The sequence below is a fragment of the Duganella sp. GW822-FHT06D06 genome (genome assembly GCF_058799615.1).
Window position 1 is genome coordinate 1 of sequence record NZ_JBXALQ010000004.1, and the last position, 23,159, is coordinate 23,159.

Consider the following 23,159-nt stretch of genomic DNA (forward strand, 5'->3'; position numbering starts at 1 on the left):
GCGCTGCCCGCCGCCGTCGGCGCCGCCTACACGCCGGCCCTGCCGCGCGTGGCGCCGCGCAGCGCCGAGGTCGCCGCAGCCGACACCCCCGCCGTCGGCAGCGCGACCAGCGCCGTGGCCGCGACCGTCAAGGACGACAGCATCGGCCGCAGCAGCGCGCCCGCGCCCGCCCCGGCCGCGGCCGGCAGCAGCGTCGGCGTCAGCCAGAACACCGCGGCCGCCACGCCGGCCGCCGCCGTGGTCAAGCTGGCGGGTGCGCCGGACCAGTGGCAGCAGCCGCTGCGCGAAGCGCTGGGCGAGCGCCTGCAAGTGCAGCTGCAACGCAACAACGAGCACGCCGTGATCCGCCTGGAACCGCCGAATATGGGCAGCATCGAGATCTCGATCCGCCACAGCGCCGGTACGCTGCAGGTGAACCTGAGCGCCAACCACAGCGAAGTGCTGCGCCAGCTCAACACCATCGGCGACAGCGTGCGCCAGGACTTGTCGAGCCGCCAGTTCGCCGACGTGTCGGTGACGGTGTCGTCGTCGCGCGCCCAGGCCCAGGCCGACAGCGGCGGACGCAACGGCCAGCAGCGCGAGCAGGAACAAGGCCGCACGCCGGGCCGCGCCCTGGCGGACGACGACAGCACCACCTTTGCCATGACGTCCGAGCGGGAGTAATCAGTAGATGAAGAACATGAAAATGATCATAGCGCTGGTGCTGGTGGCCGTCGTCGGCGCCGCAGTGGCCGGCGGCGCAGTCTGGTTCATGTCGAAAGGCAAAGATGAGCCGGCGACCGAGGGCAAGCCGGGCAAGGCCGCCAAGAAGGAAGTCAAGGACGACAAGTCGGCGCCGAAGTACCTGACGGTGGACAAGGTGGTCATCATGCTCAAGCGCCAGCCCGGCGACACGCTGAGCCACTATATGTCGGCCGACCTGGTGATCACCACCACCGAGAAGAAAGAGAAGGAAGCCAAGGAACAATTGCCGATGCTGCGCAGCGTGGCGGTCCGCACGCTGTCCAACCTGCCGATGGCCACCGCGCAAGTGATGACCATCGACCAGTTTGCGGCCGAACTGAACAAGGCATTCGAGGCCACTTACGAGCATGAGGGCCGGGAAAAGCCATTTTCCGAAGTCATGATTGGCAAGCTGATCATTGAGTAGGCAGCGGCAGGCATGAAGACGAGTGGTGCGACCAGTGGAGCGGGCATGGCCTATATAGAGCAATATGCGGACGCTTATGCCGACAGTTATGGCGAAGCCGGCGGCGCGCCGCTGGCGCACAGCATGGCCGACGAGCAAAAACACCTGCTGTCGTACGCGCCCCTGGTCAAGCGCATCGTCCGCCAGCTCAATTCGCAGATCGCCGGCGCCATCGACCGCGACGACATGGAGCAGATCGGCCTGATGGGTCTGCTCGAAGCACTGCGCCGCTACGGCGCGCCCGACGGCGCCTTCGGCAGCTACGCCAGCCTGCGGGTGCGCGGCGCCATCCTCGACGAACTGCGGCGCCAGGACTGGCGCCCGCGCGCGGTGCGCCAGCAAAGCCACAAGCTGCGCGACGGCGTGCGCGCCCTGACCCGCAGCCTGGGGCACGAACCGAGCGAACAGGAAATCATGAGCGCCCTGAACCTGACCTCGGAAGCCTACCAGGCTTACCAGATGGACGAGAACGCCGAGCTGATCGCCAGCTTCGACGAAGTGCTGCAGGAGAGCGTCAGCAACGACAGCGCGCCCAGCCCGGAAGACCAGCTGATGGTGCGGCGCAGCCTGGAGCAGGCGCTGCGCGGGCTCGACGAGCGCGAGCAGCGGGTGGTGCAGATGTATTACGAATTCGAGCTCAGCTACAAAGAAATCGCCGCCGTGCTGGACCTGACCGACGCCCGCGTCTGTCAGCTCAACAAGGCGGCGCTGGGCAAGATGAAGGCAGTATTGCAAAACGCCTGATCCAGAGCGGGCGCACGGCAAGATTAGAAAAATGACGCGGAAAGGCGAATCATCATGCAGCAAATAGTCGGCATCATCATAGTTTTAGGCAGCGTCTTCGGTGGATTCTTCATGATGGGCGGCGTCTTCCATCAGATCTGGCAACCGATCGAGCTGATCGTCATTGCCGGCGCCGGTCTCGGCGCGCTGGTGATCGGCAACCCGCCCCACGTGCTCAAGGAAATGATCACGCAGATCAAGAAGATCGTGTTCCGCAAGAAATACGACTCCGAGTTCCAGCGCCAGTTGCTGCTGCTGATGTACGAACTGCTGCAACTGGCGGCCGGCGGCCTGAAGGCGCTGGACGCCCACGTCGAGGCGCCCAAGGACAGTCCGCTGTTCCAGCGCTATCCGCGCGTGCTGGAAGAGCCCAAACTGCTGGCCTTCATCGTCGACAACTTCCGTCTGATGGCGATGGGCAAGATCAACGCCCACGAGCTCGAAGGCGTGCTGGAGCAGGAACTGGAAGCCATCCACACCGAGCTCGAGCAGCCAGCCAAGTCGCTGGCCAAGATCGGCGAAGCGATGCCGGGCTTCGGGATTCTGGCCGCGGTGCTGGGCATCGTGATCACCATGAACACCGTCAGCGAAGGCGCGACCTCGGGCGAGATCGCCGAGCACGTCGGCGCCGCCATGGTCGGCACCTTCATCGGCATCTTCTTCTGCTACGGCATCCTGGACCCGATTTCCAACATGATGAAGCAACTGGTCAACCAGGAAGCGTCGAACAAGGAAACCGTCAAGGTGGTGCTGGTGACCCACGTGGCCGGCAAGCCGCCGCTGCTGGCGATCGACGCCGGCCGCCGCCTGGTGCAGCTGAACATCAAGCCGAGCTTCGCCCAGCTGGAACGCTGGATCAACGACCTCGAGGGACGCGACAGCGCCCCGGCCGAAGACAGCTCGCGCAGAGGAGGCCGCGGTGCTAAAGTCGCATGACAAGGGCCATGAGCAAACCATCGTCAAACGCGGCGGTGGCAAGCACAAGCACGAGGACCACGGCGGCGCCTGGAAGGTGGCGTTCGCCGACTTCTGCCTGGCGCTGATGTGTTTGTTCCTGGTGCTGTGGCTGATGGCGGCGCGCAACTTCGAATCGCTGGAACAGATCCTGACCGAGGCCGACGGCGCCAAGACCGACCAGGGCAAGGGCGTCATGCCCGAGCAGGTGGGCGGCCCGCGCGGCAGCCTGATCGACCGTTTCCCGATGCCGCACACCGGCAGCACCGAAGAGCCGGGCGACGCCAAGGCCAAGGGCGAGGCCCACACCAAGGTCACCGGCGAGTCGCAGCCGGTGGTCGAGCAGGCCAAGGTCAAGTACGACAGCCCGAGCGACCTGGCGGCGCTGTCCAAGGCGCTGACCAAGATGAGCGCCGAGGCCGGCCTGACCAGCAACCTGGAATCGGTGATCACCCCCTACGGCTTGCGCGTGATGCTGCACGACACCGACCGCCAGGGCATGTTCGTGCGCGGCTCGGCCGTGCCGACCGACAAGTTCCGCGCCCTGCTGCGCAAGATGGGGCCGCTGTTCCGGCAGATGGAAAACCAGATGCTGATCGTCGGCCACACCGATTCGCTGCAATACGCCGACCGCAGCTACGCCGCCTTCTCCAACTGGACCTTGTCGGCCAACCGCGCGATGTCGGCCCGTTCGCAGCTGCTGGCCGGCAGCATGAACCCGGAATCGGTGCTGCAGGTGGTCGGCATGGCCGACCGCGCGCCGCTCGACACCAAGCGCGCCGACGCCGGCGTCAACCGCCGCATCGAATTGCTGATCTTGACCACCGCCCAGGCCAAGTCGATCGCCACCATGTTCGGCATGCCGGAAGGCAGCAGCGCGCTGACCCAGGATGTCGACACCGCCTTGCCGGACGCCAGCCTGCTGGAAAAACTGCGCGCCAAGCTCGGCGCCGACAGCCCGCTGCGCGATCCGCGCCGCACGAAATAAGACACACCGTATGGAAACCAAGCCAAGCAGAGGCACACGTATGAGAATCTCGACAGGAAGTCCCGACGGCGTCGCTGTCCAGCGGGTGGCGGAAGCCGCGCCGGCGGAAGCGGCCGAGGCCGTCTTAGCGCCGGCGCCGCAGGCGCCGCTGCAATCGGCGGTGATGCAACCGGCCTTGCAGGCGATGCGCGAAATGCCGGAAATCGACCAGGAAAAGGTCGACCTGCTGCGCGACGCGCTGGCCAAGGGCGAGTTGCCGTTCGACGCCGCCAAGCTGGCCGGCCTGGTGCAGCGCTTCCACGGGAGCGAGAAGTGAGCGCAGCGGCCCCGGCCGGCGCCGCGCCGGGCACCCGGCAGGACGCCATGCGCCTGCTGCTGGCCGGCATCGCCGACGATCTGCTGGCCTACCAGCAGTTGCGCGGCCTGCTGCAACAGCAGTTCGACGCCGCCTTGCGCCACCAGGGCCCGCAACTGGCCGCCGTGGCCGAGGCGATTTCCGCCCTGGTCGACGTGATGCAAGAGCGCCGCACGCAGCGCGTGGCGCTGGTACAACGTTTATTAGGGCCAACATCGACCATGTTGCAGGCATTTGCCTTGCTGAAAAATGCGGCACGGGAGAGAATGGAAGTTGACTGGGCAACGCTGGAACAGATGGTTATCGAATGCAAGGGTCTGGGCAAGCGCAATAGCGACTTGCTGGTAGAACAGTACAGCATCATGCAGCGCGTGCTGCATGGCGAGGAGCAGATTTATGCACCAGCTTGACCGGATGCAATCGACCGCACCCACTGCTGCAACCGTTTCGAACATGAGCGCCACCCGCCCCACCGCGGCGCTGGGCGGCGTTGCGTCGTCGGGGGCGTTCGCCGCCACCTTCCGCCAGGTCCAGCACGAGGTCGGCGCCTTCCTCGCGCACGGCGGCGGCTTCAGCGCCTCCTCCTCCGCTGCCGGCACGAACCACACTGCGGCCATGAACCTGCAGGCGATGGCGCTGCGCCACCAGGGCGCCGGCGCGATCGCCGGCGGCGCCGACCCCGACCTCCAACAACAATTCCTGGCCTCGATCAAACCCTGGGCCGAGGAAACCGCCGGCAAGCTGGGCGTCTCGCCCGACATCGTCGCCGCGCACGCGGCGCTGGAATCGGGCTGGGGCCGCAATCCGCTGCGCCAGGGCGGCGCCGACAGCAACAACCTGTTCGGCCTGAAGGCCGGCGGCGGCTGGCAAGGCGCGGTGGCGGCCGCCAGCACCACCGAATTCGAACACGGCGCCATGCTGCGGAAAGTGGAGCGCTTCCGCAGCTATCCGGACACCGCCAGCGCCTTCCGCGACTACGCGGACCTGCTGACCAGCAATCCGCGCTACCAGGCCGCGCTCAACACCGGCAACGACGCCCGCGCCTTCGCGCAGGGCCTGGCGCAAGGCGGCTACGCCACCGACCCCAACTACGCCGACAAACTCAGCAAACTGGCCGCGCAGCTGCAGCGCGGCGCCAGCCACATCACTGCGTCGGGGAATTAGTGGACACGGGCATATCGACCGGCTCCACCGTCGCCGCGCCCGTCACCCTGGCACGGATCACGGTGCCGTTGGCGTTGCGCACCCGCACCAGCGTGCCGCGCGCGCCGCTGTCGAGCGCCTCGCCCGCCATGCTGACCTCGATCTGCTCGCGTTTCGCCACGATGCGCACGGCGTCGTTGCGCTTGACCAGGGTCGGCGCCGCCAGCAAGGCCATGCGCAACACCTCGCCGCCGCGCAGCGCGCGCCGGCCGCTCAAGCCCACCACGTCCTGCGGATCGGACACGCTGTCGGCGATGCCGGAGATGTCGTGGCGCTCCAGCAACACGTCGTCGTCGGTCAATACTTTCCCTGATGGCACATCGCTTGCCATCACTGCAATGCGCGCCGAGATCTGCGCGCGCACCACGAACTCATATCGCCAGCCGTCGGCGCCGGCGCAAACGGCGGCGAAACGCATCCGGCCGGGCAGCCGCGTATCCAGTGCGTCGACCGTCGCGGCCTGCCTGCATGCGGCCAGCGGCCGGCTGCCGCGCACCACGTTCAGTTCGAATTTCGGTTCCACCAGGCCGCTGCTGTCGGCCCAGCGCTGCACATGGGCGCGCGCGGCGGCTTCCACCAGCAGCGGCACCTGTTCGGCGGCGGTCGGACCCGGGGCGGAAATCGCCGCAGAAAATGGAGTGCAAAACAGCAACATTGCACTCAAAGCGGTTACAATACTTTTGTTGAACATGGGCAATACCTCTACTATGATGCCGGGAGCCGGAACGTCTCGGGTGCATGCCGCACCCGGGCGCCATTCTACCCCGGCGCCAGCGGTTTTCACTCATGCAACATCGTTTTACAGCAATGCCTACACAGGGGAAGAACATGGCGATTAATTTCAAAGATGCGGTGGGCATGCACGCCGACGCGCTGCACCTGCGGGCCGAGCGCACCCGCATCCTGGCCGCCAACATCGCCAACGAAAACACGCCCGGCTTCCAGGCGCGCGACATGGACTTCGCCGCCACGCTGGCCAACGCCCAGGCCGAAGCGAGCGGCGACATCGGCGGCGACGAAGACAGCGCCATGCTGTACCGGGTGCCGTTCCACCCCACCCGCGACGGCAACACGGTCGAGATCGGCGTCGAGCAGGCGGCGTTCTCGCAGAACGCCTCGGACTTCCAGACCAGCCTGACCTTCGTCAACATGAGCCTCAAGGGCCTGGCCAAAGCCATCAACGGACAATAACGGTCAACAAGGAGCGCGAGATGTCGTTCAAGAATATTTCAGAAATCGCCGGCTCGGCGATGGCCGCCCAGTCGGTGCGCCTCAATACCATCGCCAGCAACCTGGCCAACGCCGATTCCGTGGCCGGCAACGAAACCGACACCTACCGCGCCCGCAAGCCGGTGTTTGCCGCCGTCATGGGCGACAGCATCGGCGACATGGGCAGCGTCGGCGGCAAGGTGCAGGTGCTGGACGTGGTCGAATCGAGCGAGCCGCTGCGCAAGGTCTACGAACCGGGCCATCCGATGGCCAACGCCGAAGGCATGGTGTTCTACCCCAACGTCAACCAGGTGGCCGAGATGACCGACATGATGTCGGCCTCGCGCGCCTTCGAGACCAATGTCGAAGTACTGGGCCGCATCCGCACGATGCAGCAATCCCTCCTCAAACTCGGTGAAGGTTAAGCCATGACAGTCAGTCTCCTCAACAACGGCAGCAGCACGACGGGCGCCAGCGGCAACAACATCACCGGCAACAACGCCAGCGCCACCTCGGACATGTTCACCAAGCTGCTGGTGGCCCAGATCAAGAACCAGGACCCGCTGGCGCCGACCGATCCGGCCCAGTTCGTCCAGCAATTGACCCAGCTGTCGCAGACCGAGTCGCTGCAGACCCTGTCCAACCTGACCAGCGCCAACGCCAGCGTGCTGCAAAGCATGCAGGTGCTGGCCCTGGGCGCCCAGGTCGGCTCCGACGTCATGGCCGAGACCAGCACCCTGGTGTCCGACGGCGCCACCAAGGTCAGCGGCCAGATGACGCTGGGCGCGACCAGCACCGCCACCCGCGTGGTGCTGACCGGCACCAACGGCGCCAAGCACACCGTCAACCTCGGCACGGTCGCGGCCGGCACCGTGCCGTTCGCGATCGACCCGACCGCGCTGGGCCTGCCCGCCGGCAGCTACACCATGACGGTCGAGACCAGCACCAAGGAAACGCCGACGCTCGACCTGCAAGGCCGGCTCAACAGCGTACGGCTGGCCGCCAGCGGCAGCGTGGTCCTCAACGTCGGCAACATCGGCGAAGTCGCGCCGACCGCCATCACCGCTTTCAACGGTAAATCCACCGCTTCCGCCACTCAATCTAGTCACTAAGAAAGGTATCCATCATGAGTTTCGATATCGCATTGTCTGGCATCCAGGCCATTAACGAAGCGCTGGACGCCACCAGCCACAACATCGCCAACGCCGGCACCTACGGCTACAAGGCCTCGCGCGCCAACTTTTCGTCGCTGGTGGCGGGCGACCAGATGACCGGCGTCAAGATCGGCTCGACCACCCAGAACATCGGCCTGTCGGGCGGCATCCTCAACACCGGCCGCTCGCTGGACGCCTCGATCAACGGCGCCGGCTTCTTCATGGTCAAGGACAGCGGCAACAACATCAACTACACCCGGGTCGGCATCTTCAACACCTCCAAGGACGGCTTCCTGACCGACGCCTCCGGCCGCAAGGTGCAGGGCGCCACCATCGTGCCGCCCAGCACCCAGCCAGGCGCCCAGGGCGACATCTCGATCCCGACCGGCCAGATCCCGGCCGTGGTCAGCGACAAGGTCAACTACATCGGCAATCTGTCGGCCGACTGGCCGGTGACCGCCTTCCCCGGCGCCGTCACGCCGACCACGCCGCCCGACCCGTCCACCTTCAGCATGTCCAAGGCCACCGTGATCTACGATACGCTGGGCGGCCAGCACACGCTGACCCAGTATTTCGGCGCCACCGCGGCCGGCTCGATCTCGGTCAACTACGTGCTCGATGGCAACCTGGTCGGCAACGGCGCGCTGGTGTTCGACCCGGCCAACGGCCAGATGACCACCCCGGCGCCCGATCCGCTGACCACCAACGGCTCGCTGCCGCTGGATCTGAGCGCGCTCGACACCACCGACCCGGTCCTGTGGCCGAACTTCATCAGCGGCGCCAAGATGGCCGCCACCCCGATCAACATCAACTACACCGGCACCACCTACTTCGCCGGCGAGGCGACCACCTCGACCAACAGCGCCAACGGCTACGCCTCCGGCACCTTCGCCGGCGTCGACCTGGCCAAGGACGGCTCGGTGATCGCCAAGTACAGCAACGGCCAGAAGCAGCCGGTCGGCAAGCTGACCTTGGCCACCTTCCCCGACGAAGGCTCGCTGACCGCGGTCGACGACACCAGCTGGGTGCAGTCGCTCGGCTCCGGCACGCCGCTGGTCAACTTCGCCGGCGTCGGCATGACCGGTTCGCTCAACACCAGCTCGCTGGAACAGTCGAACGTGGACATCACCTCGGAACTGGTCGGACTGATGACCTCGCAACGCAACTACCAGGCCAACTCCAAGGTCATCCAGACCGAGAACCAGATGATGCAATCGCTGATGCAAGCGCTGTAAGGATAAGCTGACCCATGGATGCGCTGATCTACACCGCCATGAGCGGGGCCGAACGGGCCCTGCGCGGCCAGCAGGTACACGCCAACAACCTGGCGAACATCGAAACCGGCGGCTTCCGCGCCAATATGGAGCTGTCGTCGGCGCAAACCGTCAACGGCTACGGCTACGACGACCGTCACATGTCGCAGCTGCAGGCCAACGCGGTGTCGACCCGCCAGGGCACGCTCAAGGCCACCGGCCGCGACCTGGACGTGGCCGTCGACGGCAACGGCTACTTCGCGGTGCAGGGGCCGACCGGCGAGGCCTACACCCGCGCCGGCGCCATGACGCTCGACGAGACCGGCACGCTGAAGATCAACGGCAACGTGGTGCTGGGCGAAGGCGGCCCGATCACGCTGCCCGAGTACAGCCGGATCGCGGTCGGCGCCGACGGCACGGTGTCGATCCAGAGTCCCGGCACCACCACCATGCAAACCATCGACAAACTCAAGCTGGTCAAGGCGGAAGCGTCGGAACTGACCAAGAACGAGGCCGGCCTGCTGGTGGCGCGCAGCGGCCAGCCGCTGCCGACCGAGGCCACGGTGGTGGTCAAGCCCGGCCACCTGGAAGGCAGCAATGTCTCGGCGGTGGAGGAAATGGTCGCCACCATGAGCTTGAACCGCACCTTCGAGATCCAGATGAAATTGTTCAAGGCCAGCGATTCGATGGCCGAAACCGGTAACCGCCTGATCGGCGGCTAAGCCGGTCCACGTTAGTCATCTTTAGCAACAGGGAGATATCATGAATCCAGCAATGTGGATCAGCAAAACCGGCGTGCAGGCGCAGGACGAAAAACTGCAAGCGATCGCCAACAACCTGGCCAACGCCAACACGGTCGGCTTCAAACGCGACCGCGTGGTGTTCGAGGACCTGTTCTATTCGATCGAGCAGCAGCCCGGCACCCAGCGCGCCGACAACAACACGCTGGCGCCGTCCGGCGTGCAGCTCGGCAACGGCGTGCACATGGTGGGCACGCAAAAAGTCTTCAGCCAGGGTTCGCTGCAAACCACCGGCAACCAGCTCGACCTGGCGGTGATGGGCAACGGCTTCCTGTCGGTGCGCCAGCCGAACGGCGAAACCGCCTACACCCGCGCCGGCCAGTTGCAGGTCGACGCCAACGGCATCCTGGTCAACGCCCACGGCCTGCCGCTGATCCCGCAGATCACCATTCCGGCCAACGCCACCGCGCTGACCATCGGCGAAGACGGCGTGGTCTCGGCCACGCTGGCCGGCAACACCACCGCCAGCCAGCTGGGCCAGCTGACCCTGACCAGCTTCATCAACCCGACCGGCCTGCTGGCCCTGGGCGAGAACCTGTTCGCCGAAACCCCGTCCAGCGGCACCCCGACCGACGGCAAGCCGGGCGACGCCCAGTGGGGCAAGCTCAAGCAAGGCGCGCTGGAGGGCTCGAACGTGCAGGTGGTCGAGGAAATGGTCGACATGATCGCCGCCCAGCGCACCTACGAGATGAACACCAAGGTGCTGTCGGCGGCCGACAATATGCTGCAATACCTGGCGCAGGCGGCACGCTGATGAGCTCGACGCTGCCTGTCCGGGGTTGGGCGGCCCCAGCGTTGGCCCTCGTGGCCGCGCTGCTGGCCGGCTGCGCCGCCCTGCAGCCGCCGCCGGTGCGGCCCGGTCCGTCCGACGAGCCGCCCGCCGTGTCGCGCGTGGTCGGCCCGAAAGGCACGTCGGGCGGGGTCTACAGCCCCGACCTGGGCCTGTCGCTGACCTCGGACAGCCGCGCCTTCCGGGTCGGCGACGTGGTCACCGTCAACCTGCAGGAAACCACCCAGGCCAGCAAGAAGGCCGGCACCAGCTATTCCAAGAATTCGGCCGACAACATCGTCGCCCCCAACCTGCTGGGCAAGACCTTCGGCAAGGGCGCGCTCGGGCTGGGCGCCTCCAACAGCTTCGCCGGCGACGCCACCAGCACCCAGCAGAACGCGCTGACCGGCGCCATCACCGTGATCGTGCAGGAAGTGCTGCCGAACGGCCTGCTGCGGGTGTCCGGCGAAAAGACCCTGACCCTGAACCAGGGCGAGGAATTCGTCCGCCTGCGCGGCTTCCTGCGCGCGGCCGACATCGACGCCGACAACCAGGTGTCGTCGCTGCGCATCGCCAACGCCCGCATCGCCTATTCGGCGCAGGGCACCTTGGCCGACACGCAATCGGCCGGCTGGCTGTCGCGCTTCTTCAATGGCCCGCTGATGCCGTTCTGAACGGCCGACGTTTTAGAGAGGGTGACCCCATGAATTTCCGCACGCGCCTCACTTCCCTGCACCGCCTATTGGCCCTGCCGCTGGCCTTGTGCGTGGCCCTGGGCGCCGCCGCGCCGGCCCAGGCCGCGCAAGTGCTGCGCAACCTGGTCGCCGTCGAAGGCATGCGCGACAATCCGCTGGTCGGCTACGGCCTGGTGGTCGGCCTGAACGGCAGCGGCGACTCGACCCAGGTCAAGTTCGCCAGCCAGTCGGTGATCAATATGCTCAAGCAGTTCGGCGTCAAGGTGCCGGACGGCACCGACGCCAAGTCCAAGAACGTCGCCACCGTGATGGTGTCGGCGGTGTTCCCGCCCGGCTACCGCAAGGGCCAGAACATCGACGTGGTGGTGTCCTCGATGGGCGACGCCAAGAGCCTGCGCGGCGGCGCCCTGCTGTTGACGCCGCTGCGCGCGGCCGACAACGAGGTCTACGCGCTGGCCCAGGGCAACGTGGTGGTCGGCGGCTTCAGCGCGGCCGGCAAGAGCGGCTCCTCGGTCACGGTCAACACCCCCACTTCCGGCCGCATCCCGAGCGGCGCCGCGATCGAGCGCGAGATCGCCAGCGATTTCGCCACCAAGCCGAGCGTGCGCCTGTCCTTGCGCCACCCGCACTTCCAGACCGCGATCAACATCGTCGACACCATCAACAAGCGCTTCGGCGACATCGCCACCACCACCGACGCCACCAGCATAGACGTGCTGGCGCCGGCCAATCCGACCCAGCGCGTGGCCTTCATGGCCAAGCTGGAGACGCTGTCGATCGAGGTCGGCGACGATTCGCCCAAGGTGGTGTTCAATTCCCGCACCGGCACCGTGGTGATCGCCGACGGCCTGCGGGTGCGCGCCGCCGCCGTCACCCACGGCTCGCTGAAGGTGGTGATTTCCGAATCGACCAAGGTCAGCCAGCCGAACGCCCTGGCCCAGGGCAACACCGTGGCCACGCCGCAATCGCAGGTCAGCGTCGACCAGGGTTCGGGCCAGATGTTCAAATGGCCGGCCGGCGCCAAGCTGCAAGCGATCATCGACGTCATCAACAGCCTGGGCGCCTCGCCGGACGACATCATGGCGATCCTGCAGGCGCTGGACCAGGCCGGCGCCATCGAAGGCGAACTGGTCGTCATCTAAGGAAAGCCCATGAACTTCGACCCCGGCAAATTCGACGGCAGCACCATGCGCATCGGCGTGGCCGACCAGCTCGGCGGCGCGCCGCTGGTGGCGGCCCCCGCCGTCGCCGACGGCGTCGATCCCAAATACCGCGCCAAGGCCACCGAGGCGGCGGTCAAGTTCGAGAGCTTCTTCATCGGCCACATGCTGCACCAGATGCGCGCCGGCACCCGCGCGCTGGCGGCCGAGGACAGCGTGTTCAAGGACAAGATCAACGAGGACATGCTGGACATGGCCGACAACCTGGTGGCCGACCAGCTGGCCGGCCAGCGCGCCTTCGGCGTGGCCGACGCCATCCTGCGCCAGCTGCTGCCGCCGGCCAGCACCCCGCCGGCGCTGCAGGCCGGCCTGCCGCGCCGGGCGGCGGCCGCGGCGGCGTCGGGTGTTGCCGAGCCGCAAAATATTCCCGCGGTGCTTAATCCGGCGCAATAATCGGTCGCCCTTTACAGTTAACGGACCAGTGGACCTCGTGTAAACACTGCAAGCGACTGGTCCTCCGGCCTTCACCAGGAAAGACCCTTGCACTATGAGCATCTCTTACAACGCACTGTCCGGCGCCCTGGCCGCCCAGGCTGCCCTGAACACGGTCAGCCAGAATATCGCCAACTCGCAAACCAAGGGCTACACCCGCCAGGGCGTGCTGCTGCAGACGCTGGTGAACGGCGGCGCCGCCAAAAGCCCCGGCAACGGCGTGCAGGTCGGCTCGCTGCTGCGTTTCAGCGACTCGTATAAATCCCAGCAGATGTGGCGCGCGGCGTCCAACCTCGGCCAGCACACCCAGGTTCAGCCTTACCTGACGCAGATGGAAAAAGTCATGAGCGATGACAAATCCAGCCTCAGCTACGGCATCGACAATTTCTTCAAGGCGCTCAATGCGGCCGGCGTCGATCCGACCTCGACCCCGCTGCGCCAGCAGGTGATCACCGCCGCCGACTCCATGTCGCAGCAGTTCAACAGCATCTACAACGTCACCGCCAACCAGTTGATCTCGGTGCAGCAACAGCGCTCCGCCATCCTGCCGGGACTGAACCAGTCGCTCATCAGCATCGCCGCGCTGAACCAGCAAATCATCACCACCGGCGCCAACGGCAGCAACACCTCGCCGCTGATCGACCAGCGCGAACAGCTGATCGACAGCGTCGCCTCGCAGGTCGCGGTGGAGGTGATCAACAATCCGGACGGCACCGCCAGCGTCTCGCTCAAGAGCGGCCAACCGCTGGTGGTCAGCAACCTGTCGGCCAAGCTGGCCTTCGACACCAGCAGCGGCGTGCAGCAGCTGAACCTGACCTTCGCCAACACCACCTTCAAGCTGGACGACACCAAGGTCGGCGGCCAGCTGGGCGGCCTGGCGGACTACCAGGAAAACACCCTGAAGCCGCTGCAAAAATCGATCGCCGAGATCGCCGAGCAGATGTCGACCAAGATCAACGCCCAACTGGCGGCCGGCTTGACCAGCCCGGGCGTTCCCGGCAGCGCGCTGCTGGTGTTCAACCCGACCAGCGCCACCGGCTTGCTGCAGGTGGTCGGCGGCTTCAAGACCAGCGACCTGGCCTTCTCCAGCGACGGCACGCCGGGCGACACCGGCAACCTGCAACAACTGGTGGCCATCAAGGGCCAGCCGATCACCCTGACCACGCTGGGCAACGTGCTACTGGGCGACGCCGACACCCAGCTGGTGGGCAAGCTGGGCATCGACAGCCAGCAAAACCAGTCGCAGATGAACACCGCCACCACGGTGCGCCAGCAGTCCGAGGACGACTGGAAATCGACCAGCGCGGTCAACACCGACGAGGAAGCGATCAACCTGGTCGAGTTCCAGAATATGTATCAAGCCAACATGAAGGTGATTTCGGTCGCCAACACGCTGTTTGACGCCACCTTGCAAATGTTCGGTTAAGGAGAGCCTGTATGCGCATCGCCACCAGCCAGTTCCAGGCCACCATGAACCGCGGCCTGCAAGACAACCAGAGCCACCTGGCCCAGATCACCGCCCAAATGGCGTCCGGCAACAAGATCCTGCTGCCGTCCGACGATCCGGTCACCAATGTGCGGCTGTCGCGCCTGACGCGCGAGGAAGCCATCGTCGGCCAGTACCGCGACAACATCGCGGCCGTCAAGATCCGCCTGACGACCAACGAAACCTACCTGCAGAGCATGGTCAACGACATCACCCAGAGCCACGACCTGCTGGTCTGGGCCTCGGACGGCAGCAACACCCCGACCGACCTGAAGGCCATGGTCAACCCGATGACCGCGCTGCGCGACAGCATCTTCTACAGCGCCAACGAAAAAGACCAGGAAGGCCGCTACATCTTTTCCGGCACCCAGACCGACACCCCGGCCATCAGCTACGACCCGGCGGCCGCGGTCGGCTCGCGCTACAGCTTCACCGGCAACCAGAACCAGCAGAAAACCGTGGTCGGCAACGGCATCACGCAAACCGCCAACGTCGACGTCAAGGGCGTGGAAGACTTGCTCAACCAGATGGACACGGTGATCGCCGAACTGTCGTCGCCGACGCTGACGGTGGGTTCGCCGTCGCTGACCGCGGCGCTGGGCGCCAATATGGACGGCGCCAGCAGCGCGCTGGACCTGGTGGCCGGCAAGATCGCCGACCTGGGCGGCGCCCAGAACATCCTCGCCACGCTGGACGGCAACCACGCCAACGTCAGCCTGTCGAACAAGACCGCGATGCTGGACCTGGGACAGTTGGACTACGGCGACGCCGCGACCCAGCTGAACGGCTATAATCTGGCCTTGCAATCGTCGTACAAGGCTTATTCCAAGATCAGCAACCTGTCGCTGTTCAACATCCTGTAATTCCAGACTGAGCACCGTATGCAAATCTCGCCCAATTCCACACCCACCGTCATTGTTCCTGGCAACGCCAGCAATGCCAGCGCGGTGGACGGCACCTCGCTGGGGCTGAATGGCGAGAACGCGGCCACGGCCACGCCGGTCTCGCCGACACCGACCTCGGCGGCGCCGCTGCGCCGCGGCCTGAACAACTGGGACCAGCCGCTGCAGGGCGACATCTCCGGCGCCCAGCAGGCGCTCGACTTCCTGGAGCAGAGCGCGGCCCAGCTGCGCAACCTGAAGGCCGACCTCAGCGCCCGCCTGGCCAACCGCCAGCGCGCCGACGGCACGCTGGACGCGCGCGTGCGCCAGTTCAGCAACAGCTGGCGCAACCGCAGCGCGGCCTCCGGCGGCACGCTGGACGCCCGCCTCAAATTCAGCAACAAGACCAGCACCACCCGCTTCACGGTGCGCGGCATGAACATCGGCAACCTGCGCACCGGCGGCCGCGAAGTGCTGGCGATCTCGCTGGGCGGCGGCCAGAACCTGCGCTCGGTGGTGCTGGAGCCGGGCCTGACCGACCAGGAAATCGCCCAGCGCTTCGACGACGCGCTGGCGCCCAGCGGCGTGCGCGCCGAGCTCAACGAAGATGGCCAGCTGGAGTTTTCCACCCCCGAATCGGCGTGGACCAATATCCGCGACACCATCGCCGTGCAGGGCGGCGGCATCCGTTTCCCGACCGGTCAGCTGAACCGTGTGAAGGCCGAGGCCGAAGCGCCGGCCGTCGATCCCGACAGCTGGCAAACCGCGGACATGGAATCGATCCGCGCCACGCTGCAGCAGGTGCTGCAGGCGCTGGCCCAGGTGGAACAGGCGATCGCCTCGGTGCACACCGCGCTCAACCAGGTCAGCGCGCGGGTGCAGAGCGCCACGCCCAGCGACACCACCGACGGCATGGACCAGGTGGCGCAGAACTTCGTCTCGACCGCCAGGCAGCCCGGCTACCAGTCGCTGCTGTCGATCACCTCGGCGCTGGCGGGCATCAGCCGCGAGCGCGTGATTTCGCTGCTGAGCCTGCGCTAAGCCGGCTCAATCGACCGCCAGCCGCGGCAGCCCGCGCCTGGCCAGCTCGGTCAACTGCTCGGCCGGCAACGCCTGCGCATACACAAAGCCCTGCGCATAGTCGCAGCCGGCCAGCGCCAGCAAGGCGCTCTGGGCCGCCGTCTCCACCCCCTCCGCCACCACCCGCAGGCCCAGCTTGTGCGCCATGACGATCAGCGCCTCGCACATCGCCAGGTCGCCGCTGTCGACCGCCAGGTGCTGGATGAAGCTGCGGTCCAGCTTGAGCAGGTCGATGCCGAAATGCTTCAGGTGCGACAGCGAGGAGTAGCCGGTGCCGAAGTTATCCAGCGCCACCTGCAAGCCCATCTCGCGCAGCTCGCGCAGGCGGTCGGCGACCTTGTCCATGCCATCCATCAGCACCCCTTCGGTGATCTCGATGACGATGCTGCGCGGCGCCAGTTGCAGCTCGGCCGCGTAGTTCAGCCAGCCGACGTAGAGCGCGGTGTCGCCGCGGAACTGCGCCGCCGACTGGTTGATGCTGACCTGGAAGCCCGGCCCCAGCTCGTCCTGCCAGCGGCGCGCCTGCAAGGCCGCCTGGCGGAACACCCAGTCGCCGATTTCCATCATCAGCCCGCCCGACTCGGCATGCGCCAGGAACTCGGCCGGCGCCAGCAGGCCGCGCTGCGGATGGCGCCAGCGCAGCAGCGCCTCGGCGCGCTCGATGGTGCCGGTCTGCAGGTTGACGATGGGCTGGTAATGCAATTCGAACTGCCGTTCCGCCAACGCCGAGCGCAGGTCCAGCGTGGTCTGCTGGCGCGCCTGCGCCGCCAGCTGCAGATCGGCCGTGAAGTAGCTGTAGCGGTTGCGGCCGGACTCCTTGGCCGCGTACATGGCCTGGTCGGCGTGGCGCAGCAAGTCCTCCGGCGCCACCGCGTCCGACGGATACAGCGCGATGCCGATGCTGGCCGAGATCGACGGGTTGGCCGCGCCCAGCGCGAACGGCCGGTTCAGCAGCGCCAGCATGGTCTGCGTGATGCGCTCGATGCCGGCGGCCTGCTCGACGCCGGACAGGATCACGGTGAACTCGTCGCCGCCCAGCCGCGCCACCGTGTCCGAGCTGCGCACGCAGGCGCCGATGCGGCGCGCCGCCTCCACCAGCAAGCTGTCGCCGTGCGCGTGGCCGAGGCTGTCGTTGACCTGCTTGAAGCCGTCCAGGTCGATGAACAGCAAGGCCAGCTGCATGCCTTCGCGCTGCGCCTTCTTGACCTCCTGGCCCAGCCGGTCCTGGAACATATGGCGGTTGGGCAGCGCCGTCAAGTCGTCGAAATTGGCCTGGTGCCAGATGCGCTCGGTGGTCGCGCGGCTGTCGGTGATGTCGGTCACCAGCGCCAGCGCGCCCAGGTAGGCGCCCTCGGCGTCGAAGATGGGGTTGGTGGCCAGCGTGGCCCACAGCTCGCTGCCGTCCTTGCGCAGGAACTTGAATTCGTGGCGCTCGGCCAGGCCCTGCTGGCGACGGGCGATATTGCGCTCGAGGATGGCGCGGCCTTCGTCGTCCATGAAGGCCACCAGCGGCTGGTCCAGCATCTCCTCGATGCCGTAGCCCAGCATGTGCGCCATCTTCGGATTGACGAAGCTGGTGTGGGCGGCGGCATCGATTTCCCAGATGCCCTCCTCGGCGCTGTGGACGATGCGGCGGAAGCGTTCCTCGCTGCGTTCCAGCGCCGCCAGCTTGCCCTCGGCCAGCTCCAGCACCACCCGGATCGCCTGGCCGCTGCTGTCGGCGCTGGCGCGCAAGGTGACCGGGAAGCCTTGCTGGTTGCGGGCCCGCGTCATCTGCAGCGAGCATTGCTCGGGATGCTGGCTGTTCAGCGCCAGCCGCACGAAGCGGTCGAAGTCGTCATGGAAACGGGGCGCGATATATTGCCGCAGCGGCAGCTTGGCCGGGTTGTTGCGCGGCAGGTCCAGCAGGTCGGCCGCCACCACATTCATCTGCAGGATGGTGGTGTCGAAGCCGAGCACGAAATAGCCGACCGGCGCCAACAGGTAGACATCGTTGAAACAGGCTTGCTCGGCGCTGAGCCCGTCGGCCGCGGACAATTCGGCGAACGGCTCCATCAGCGCGCCTTCGTCCATGATAGCCATGCTGGTGAGCCCGTCGATGCGGGCCGCGGAGATCGGCTGCCGGCCGCCATGCAATTCGGTATTGTGCGTAGGCTTCTCCATACCACCCCTTTGCTTAGGTGTTCAGACTAGCATTTAAGCCGCGCACTGTCGAGAGAACGGCGACGCCTCAACGGTGCGCGCGGTTCAAGCGTTGTTCTGCGCGCCGCTGCAGCGCTTCAAACAGCAGACTCAGGGTCCAATAGATGACGGCGGCGGCCAGGTACAGCGGCAGCGGCCGGAAGGTGGTCGCGATCACTTCCTTGGTCGACAACATCAGTTCGGTCATGGTGATGACCGACACCAGCGAGGTATCCTTGATCAGGCTGATCAGCGTATTGCTCATGGCCGGCACCGCGATGCGCAGCGCCTGCGGCAGCACCACGTGGACCAGCGTGGACCAGTAGCCCAGTCCCAGGCTGTAGCTGGCCGCCCACTGCCCCTTGCTGACCGCGCCGATGGCGCCGCGCAGGCTCTCGGACAGGAAGGCGCCGGCGTTCAGGCTCAGCGCGAGGATGCCGGCCGTCACCGGCGTGAATTCGATGCCGATGCTGGGCAGGCCGTAATAGATGACGAACATTTGCACCAGCAACGGTGTGCCGCGCATCAGGCTGACATACACGCCGGCCGGCCAGCGCAGCGCGCGATACGGCAGGATGCGCAGCACCGCCACCGGGAAGCCGATCAGCAGCCCGCCCAGCATGGACGCCATGGCGAAGATCACCGTATAGCCGGCGCCGCGCAGCATGACCGGCGCGGCCTCTTGCAGCAGCTCCAGCAGGCCCTGCCACTCCATGCTCAGGGCGCCTTGCTGACGTCAGTGCCGAACCATTTCAGCGAGATGGCTTTCAGGCTGCCATCGGCGGCGGCGTCGGCCAGCGCCTGGTTCAAGGCTTGCTTGAACTGAGGATTGCCCTTCTGGAAGGGAATGCCCATGCGCTCGACCGCGCCGACCTGCGCGCCGGCCTTGATCGGCAGCTTGGAAATTTTCAACAGATAGGCCGACATCAGGCTGTCGTTGAGCGCCGCGTCGATGCGGCCGCTGGCCAGGTCGGACATGGTGTCCGGCGCCGCCGCGTAGCTGCGCACCTCGATGCCGGGCACCGCCTTGGCCTGCTGCTCGTAGACGCTGCCCTGCCCCACGCCCAGCTTCTTGCCTTTCAAGTCGGCCAGCGTCTTGTAGCCGGCCTGCTCGTCCTTGCGCACGATCAGCTGCGGCATCGAGTAGATATACGGCGCGGAAAAGTCGAACGCCTGTTCGCGCTTGGGATTGATGCCGACCTGCGAAATGATCACATCGTATTTATTGGCCGACAGCCCGGCCAGGATGCTGGCCCACTCGCTGCTGACGAATTCCACTTTCACGCCCAGCTTGCCCGCCAGCAGGCGCGCCACGTCGACGTCGTAGCCGGCCAGTTCGCCGCTCTTCTGGTCCTTGTAGTTGAACGGCGGATAAGTGCCCTCCAACGCCACCTTGAGCGCGCCGCGCGCCTTGACCGTGGCCAGCAGGTCCGCCGCCGAGGCCGGCATGGCGGCGGCCGCCAGGCTCAGCGCCAGCAGCGCGCCTTGCGCCAGCTTGAAAGTGACATCACGTTTATGCATGGAGTTCCTTGTAAAAATGGCGGGCGCTACCACGCGCCCATGCGGCGGCGCAGGCCGAAATCATGGCCCACGACCAGGATGGAACTGGCGATCAGGCCGCTCAGCCCTATCATCAACTGTATCAGTTTATCGTCCGGCAGCACCCACAGCCGGCCCGGCGGCGCCTCGTCCACGCGCGCGGCGGCCATGATCAGCGGCGCCACCCATTCGGCGTCGGGCGTCACATCGAGGATCAGGGCGCCGTCCTGCGTGGTCTGCATATAGATCTCGCCGCCTTCGGCCAGCGTGAAGCAGACCCCGTAGCCGGTTTCATTCCTGGCGATATGCTCCTGCAGGCTGAGATCGTGCTCGGCGATCCACAGCTCCACATCGGCCGGGCTTTCCAGCCCGCTCCACGGTACCGGACGGAAGCGCGGCGGGTCCATATTGTCTTGCATAGTAATCCTGTTGACTTGGCCAGCCGCTAGTTTAGCCGATACCGGGCTCAACCCTTCCAAGTGCGCTTGAGACCGGTATCCGCGTGGATCCAGCCGCCGCGCGGACCGGCGCGGTAGTAGAAGCCGACGCCGCCCTGGCGGAAGCTCTTGACCAGGCCGCCCAGCACTTCGGAGTTCAGGCTGGCCAGGCGGATGTCGGCGGCGCGGCCTTCGATGTGCAGCGACTGGCGCGCGGCCGGCACGCCCGCTTCGCGCAGCTTCTGGTTGGAGGCCGGAGTGCGGTAGCCTGACAGGATTTCCAGCGGCGTCTCGATGCCGTAGCGCGCCACGAATGCCTGCGTGCCCCACAGCGTTTCAAACAGCTTGGGATCGATGGGCGCGGTTTCCTTGCCGTTGACGTCGCGCAGCAGGTGGCACAAGTCCTGGTAGGCCGATTCGATGATCTCGCCGTCCCGCCAGTACAGCAGCTTGGCGCGCTCGCCGGAGGCCGGACGGACCACGTCGATGGTGCGCGGCTTGAGCCAGAACTCCAGGTCCAGCGCTTGCGCGTCGAAGATGTCCGGTGGTGGCGCCAGTTCGCCGAAGCCGGAAGGCGCGGTGGCGCGCGGCATGCTGGCGGCCGGCCTGGCCTGGGCCGCGGCGCTCGGCGCGCCGCCGGACGCGGCCGGATGCGGCGCCGGTTTCGGCGCCGCGGCCGTGTTGTGTTGAACGGTGCTGCGGGAGGCGCATCCTATCAGCGGCACCGATAAAAAACTCGCTCCCGCCAAGCCCAAACCCTGCTGTAAAAAATTTCTGCGCGTTGCCATAGCCTACCCGTGAAAACCAATAGGGACACTATAGCGTATGCGGAGGGAATTGAAAAAGGAAACAGGCCCGATTTCGCCAAAAAACCGGGCGCCGCCGGATGCTAGCGGAACGCCAGCAGCACCAGCTGTTCGGGCACCAGGCGGCCGTCGGACAAGCTGCGCGACGGCACCACCATCGTCAGCGAACCGCTCACCCTGTCGTCGCCATGCTGAACGATTTCCATCTTCAGTTGCCGGTCCAGCGCCACATAATTATTACGGCTGGTGGCGACAATCTTGTGCGGAGGGTCTTGATCCACCAACGCGTACATATTCATGCCGCGGCTGACGATGGACAGCGTTTGCCCGTTCGACAGCGAGTAACTGGCCACCAGGTCGCGGTAGTCCTCCGGCCACATCTTGGAGTAAACCTCGGGCAGTTCGATGCGGAGTTGACGCGCCGAGACCGGCACCGTGACGGTCTCCTCGGTCGTCTGTGCCGGCACTGCCGGCGACAAGGCCAGCCCACCCAAAACGATGGCTAAGCATAATGTTTTCATGATCGTTTTCCCCGGTTAGGAAATTCCATTTAAGCAGTCACCGGAGAAAAAACAAATTCATTCTGCCTATCATCAGCATCGCGGCATACAAAATTAAAATGGCTCTGCGGTACAGACTCAGGCGGCGGCCTCGCTCTCGGCGAGCAGCAGATCGGCACGCGGCTCGTCCAGCAGATAGCCTTGCGCCAGCAATGGAAGGTTCGCCGCCTCGCCCAGTTGGCGCAGCACCGCCAGGGCTGGCGTCGAGTCCAACCGCTTGAACACCACCGCCACGCCGGCCGCCGCGCTGCGCTTCAACAAGGCCAGCAAGGTTTCGCTGTCATGCAGTTCGCGCGCGTCGAGCTTGAACACATCGGGCCGCAGGCGATCCAGCACTTGCAAGGCCTCGCGCGCGCTCGGCACGTTGACGGCGAAGCGGAAGCCGTTGCGGCGGTAGTTGTCGGACACATAGTTCAGCAGCCAGCCTTGCTGCGGCGAGGCCGCCGGCAATTGCAGCACGACCCGTTCCAACGGCAGTTCCAACGCATCGAGGATGCGACGGAAGGCGTGGCCGTGATTGCTGCTGACCGCGCTCAGCAAACGATCATGCACGTTCAGGTACAAGTCCTGCCCGCCCTCGCCGGCCTGGCGGAAAAAATTAATCGCATGCAGCATGCGACACAGGCGATCGAGCTCGATCGACTCGTCGTCGCTGGCCGCGTGGTCGAGCAGCTTCCACAGCGACAGGCCCTGGTCCTGCGCCGACACGCTGCGCGCCAAGCCTTCATACGCCTGCACCCGCCCCGATTCCAGTTGCCGGATGGGCTGGAAGGCGCTGCTCATGGTGCAATTGAAAAACCGCCCCTGCGCCTTGCCCTCGTGATCGAGCCAGATGCTGGATGCGGCGCCGGTCGCGTCGGATAAACGCGCCAGGTATTTTTGCAGGATGGGAAATGACATGGAACTCCTCGACAGATGCGGACAATACCCACAGCGTAGGCCCGCGCGCGGCAAAGCAGAACGAATGCTTTCAGCTATGGATATGCCAAAACATTCGTTCCGCCCTCCGGGCGTGGCCGCTGGCATCGCTTTGCATACGGCCAGCGGCTGCCGGCTCTACACCGACGCGCTGGCCTCGACCCGCTTCGCGCCGGGCGAGCTGAAGCTGTTTGTCAACGGAATGGAAGTGGGCGCGGCGCCGGTGCGGCGCCAGGAATGGGAATTGGAGAATTGCTGCTGAGCTGA

Annotated in this window: 29 protein-coding genes; 21 read left to right on the top strand and 8 right to left on the bottom strand. The window is 66.1% G+C overall.

The genetic code is table 11. From position 1 onward, the window contains the following. The 8 genes from AC1RMD_RS08765 to AC1RMD_RS08800 form a co-directional block, all read left to right on the top strand. Nucleotides 1–663 (top strand): flagellar hook-length control protein FliK (locus AC1RMD_RS08765; RefSeq protein WP_492925672.1); only part of this gene is annotated, 663 nt, incomplete at its 5' end. A 7-nt stretch (nt 664–670) separates the two neighbouring features. Further along, the gene (locus AC1RMD_RS08770) at nt 671–1,150 is read left to right on the top strand and encodes a flagellar basal body-associated FliL family protein (RefSeq protein ID WP_492925674.1); all 480 of its coding nucleotides are present in this window, start codon (nt 671–673) and stop codon (nt 1,148–1,150) included. A gap of 45 nt (nt 1,151–1,195) precedes the next feature. Next, nucleotides 1,196–1,933 (top strand): FliA/WhiG family RNA polymerase sigma factor, encoded by a 738-nt coding sequence (locus AC1RMD_RS08775; RefSeq protein WP_492925676.1) that lies wholly within the window; start codon nt 1,196–1,198, stop codon nt 1,931–1,933. A gap of 54 nt (nt 1,934–1,987) precedes the next feature. Further along, nucleotides 1,988–2,908, top strand: coding sequence for a flagellar motor stator protein MotA (gene motA / locus AC1RMD_RS08780; protein WP_492925678.1), 921 nt, complete (start codon nt 1,988–1,990; stop codon nt 2,906–2,908). After that, nucleotides 2,892–3,914 carry a flagellar motor protein MotB gene (locus tag AC1RMD_RS08785; protein ID WP_492925680.1) on the top strand — a complete coding sequence of 341 codons (1,023 nt, stop codon included), beginning with the start codon at nt 2,892–2,894 and terminating at the stop codon, nt 3,912–3,914. The genes motA and AC1RMD_RS08785 overlap by 17 nt, the downstream gene beginning before the upstream one ends. Nucleotides 3,915–3,954: 40 nt before the next feature. Then, entirely contained in the window at nt 3,955–4,230 is a 276-nt protein-coding gene (locus tag AC1RMD_RS08790) for a flagellar biosynthesis anti-sigma factor FlgM (RefSeq protein ID WP_492925682.1), read from the top strand. Continuing rightward, nucleotides 4,227–4,679 (top strand): flagellar export chaperone FlgN, encoded by a 453-nt coding sequence (gene flgN, locus AC1RMD_RS08795; RefSeq protein ID WP_492925684.1) that lies wholly within the window; start codon nt 4,227–4,229, stop codon nt 4,677–4,679. The genes AC1RMD_RS08790 and flgN overlap by 4 nt, the downstream gene beginning before the upstream one ends. Then, entirely contained in the window at nt 4,666–5,433 is a 768-nt protein-coding gene (locus AC1RMD_RS08800; RefSeq protein ID WP_492925686.1) for a glycoside hydrolase family 73 protein, read from the top strand. Before flgN ends, AC1RMD_RS08800 begins: the two co-directional genes overlap by 14 nt. On the opposite strand, the gene flgA is transcribed toward AC1RMD_RS08800, so the two are convergent. After that, nucleotides 5,414–6,127, bottom strand: a complete 714-nt coding sequence (flgA, locus tag AC1RMD_RS08805) for a flagellar basal body P-ring formation chaperone FlgA (protein WP_492925688.1) — start codon at nt 6,125–6,127, stop codon at nt 5,414–5,416. The two genes, AC1RMD_RS08800 and flgA, sit on opposite strands and share 20 nt — an antisense overlap. A 173-nt stretch (nt 6,128–6,300) precedes the next feature. Between flgA and flgB the strand changes: the two genes are divergently transcribed. From flgB to AC1RMD_RS08865, 12 genes are all read left to right on the top strand, one after another. Continuing rightward, the gene (gene flgB, locus AC1RMD_RS08810; protein ID WP_492925690.1) at nt 6,301–6,663 is read left to right on the top strand and encodes a flagellar basal body rod protein FlgB; all 363 of its coding nucleotides are present in this window, start codon (nt 6,301–6,303) and stop codon (nt 6,661–6,663) included. Nucleotides 6,664–6,683: 20 nt separating this feature from the next. Further along, a complete protein-coding gene (flgC, locus tag AC1RMD_RS08815; protein WP_492925692.1) occupies nt 6,684–7,106 on the top strand; it encodes a flagellar basal body rod protein FlgC in 423 nt (140 codons plus the stop codon). 3 nt (nt 7,107–7,109) lie between these two features. Beyond that, complete coding sequence (locus tag AC1RMD_RS08820) at nt 7,110–7,793, top strand: flagellar hook capping FlgD N-terminal domain-containing protein (protein ID WP_492925694.1); 684 nt, start codon at nt 7,110–7,112, stop codon at nt 7,791–7,793. Nucleotides 7,794–7,807: 14 nt separating this feature from the next. Then, nucleotides 7,808–9,070, top strand: coding sequence for a flagellar hook protein FlgE (locus AC1RMD_RS08825; protein WP_492925696.1), 1,263 nt, complete (start codon nt 7,808–7,810; stop codon nt 9,068–9,070). Between the two features lie 14 nt (nt 9,071–9,084). Continuing rightward, nucleotides 9,085–9,810 carry a flagellar basal-body rod protein FlgF gene (gene flgF, locus AC1RMD_RS08830; RefSeq protein ID WP_492925698.1) on the top strand — a complete coding sequence of 242 codons (726 nt, stop codon included), beginning with the start codon at nt 9,085–9,087 and terminating at the stop codon, nt 9,808–9,810. A 40-nt stretch (nt 9,811–9,850) separates the two neighbouring features. After that, nucleotides 9,851–10,642, top strand: coding sequence for a flagellar basal-body rod protein FlgG (flgG, locus tag AC1RMD_RS08835; RefSeq protein WP_492925700.1), 792 nt, complete (start codon nt 9,851–9,853; stop codon nt 10,640–10,642). After that, nucleotides 10,642–11,331 (top strand): flagellar basal body L-ring protein FlgH, encoded by a 690-nt coding sequence (flgH, locus tag AC1RMD_RS08840; protein WP_492925702.1) that lies wholly within the window; start codon nt 10,642–10,644, stop codon nt 11,329–11,331. The genes flgG and flgH overlap by 1 nt, the downstream gene beginning before the upstream one ends. Nucleotides 11,332–11,360: 29 nt before the next feature. Continuing rightward, nucleotides 11,361–12,494: a flagellar basal body P-ring protein FlgI gene (locus tag AC1RMD_RS08845; RefSeq protein ID WP_492925704.1), complete on the top strand. Its 1,134-nt coding sequence runs from the start codon at nt 11,361–11,363 to the stop codon at nt 12,492–12,494. Between the two features lie 9 nt (nt 12,495–12,503). Continuing rightward, the gene (locus AC1RMD_RS08850; protein ID WP_492925706.1) at nt 12,504–12,965 is read left to right on the top strand and encodes a rod-binding protein; all 462 of its coding nucleotides are present in this window, start codon (nt 12,504–12,506) and stop codon (nt 12,963–12,965) included. 94 nt (nt 12,966–13,059) lie between these two features. After that, nucleotides 13,060–14,430 carry a flagellar hook-associated protein FlgK gene (flgK, locus tag AC1RMD_RS08855; protein ID WP_492925708.1) on the top strand — a complete coding sequence of 457 codons (1,371 nt, stop codon included), beginning with the start codon at nt 13,060–13,062 and terminating at the stop codon, nt 14,428–14,430. An 11-nt stretch (nt 14,431–14,441) separates the two neighbouring features. Next, entirely contained in the window at nt 14,442–15,353 is a 912-nt protein-coding gene (gene flgL, locus AC1RMD_RS08860) for a flagellar hook-associated protein FlgL (RefSeq protein WP_492925710.1), read from the top strand. An 18-nt stretch (nt 15,354–15,371) separates the two neighbouring features. Next, nucleotides 15,372–16,412, top strand: a complete 1,041-nt coding sequence (locus AC1RMD_RS08865) for a hypothetical protein (RefSeq protein WP_492925712.1) — start codon at nt 15,372–15,374, stop codon at nt 16,410–16,412. 6 nt (nt 16,413–16,418) lie between these two features. On the opposite strand, the gene AC1RMD_RS08870 is transcribed toward AC1RMD_RS08865, so the two are convergent. The 7 genes from AC1RMD_RS08870 to AC1RMD_RS08900 form a co-directional block, all read right to left on the bottom strand. Further along, nucleotides 16,419–18,614 (bottom strand): putative bifunctional diguanylate cyclase/phosphodiesterase, encoded by a 2,196-nt coding sequence (locus AC1RMD_RS08870; RefSeq protein ID WP_492925714.1) that lies wholly within the window; start codon nt 18,612–18,614, stop codon nt 16,419–16,421. Between the two features lie 67 nt (nt 18,615–18,681). Then, nucleotides 18,682–19,347 carry an amino acid ABC transporter permease gene (locus tag AC1RMD_RS08875; RefSeq protein ID WP_492925716.1) on the bottom strand — a complete coding sequence of 222 codons (666 nt, stop codon included), beginning with the start codon at nt 19,345–19,347 and terminating at the stop codon, nt 18,682–18,684. Nucleotides 19,348–19,349: 2 nt separating this feature from the next. Further along, nucleotides 19,350–20,153 carry a transporter substrate-binding domain-containing protein gene (locus AC1RMD_RS08880; RefSeq protein ID WP_492925718.1) on the bottom strand — a complete coding sequence of 268 codons (804 nt, stop codon included), beginning with the start codon at nt 20,151–20,153 and terminating at the stop codon, nt 19,350–19,352. 26 nt (nt 20,154–20,179) lie between these two features. After that, a complete protein-coding gene (locus AC1RMD_RS08885) occupies nt 20,180–20,590 on the bottom strand; it encodes a hypothetical protein (RefSeq protein ID WP_492925720.1) in 411 nt (136 codons plus the stop codon). Nucleotides 20,591–20,637: 47 nt separating this feature from the next. Then, a complete protein-coding gene (locus AC1RMD_RS08890; protein ID WP_492926364.1) occupies nt 20,638–21,201 on the bottom strand; it encodes a YcbK family protein in 564 nt (187 codons plus the stop codon). Nucleotides 21,202–21,497: 296 nt separating this feature from the next. Next, nucleotides 21,498–21,935, bottom strand: coding sequence for a hypothetical protein (locus AC1RMD_RS08895; protein WP_492925722.1), 438 nt, complete (start codon nt 21,933–21,935; stop codon nt 21,498–21,500). Between the two features lie 117 nt (nt 21,936–22,052). Beyond that, the gene (locus tag AC1RMD_RS08900) at nt 22,053–22,874 is read right to left on the bottom strand and encodes an EAL domain-containing protein (protein WP_492925724.1); all 822 of its coding nucleotides are present in this window, start codon (nt 22,872–22,874) and stop codon (nt 22,053–22,055) included. Between the two features lie 76 nt (nt 22,875–22,950). Between AC1RMD_RS08900 and AC1RMD_RS08905 the strand changes: the two genes are divergently transcribed. Beyond that, nucleotides 22,951–23,154, top strand: coding sequence for a hypothetical protein (locus AC1RMD_RS08905; RefSeq protein ID WP_492925726.1), 204 nt, complete (start codon nt 22,951–22,953; stop codon nt 23,152–23,154). Nucleotides 23,155–23,159 lie beyond the last annotated feature (5 nt).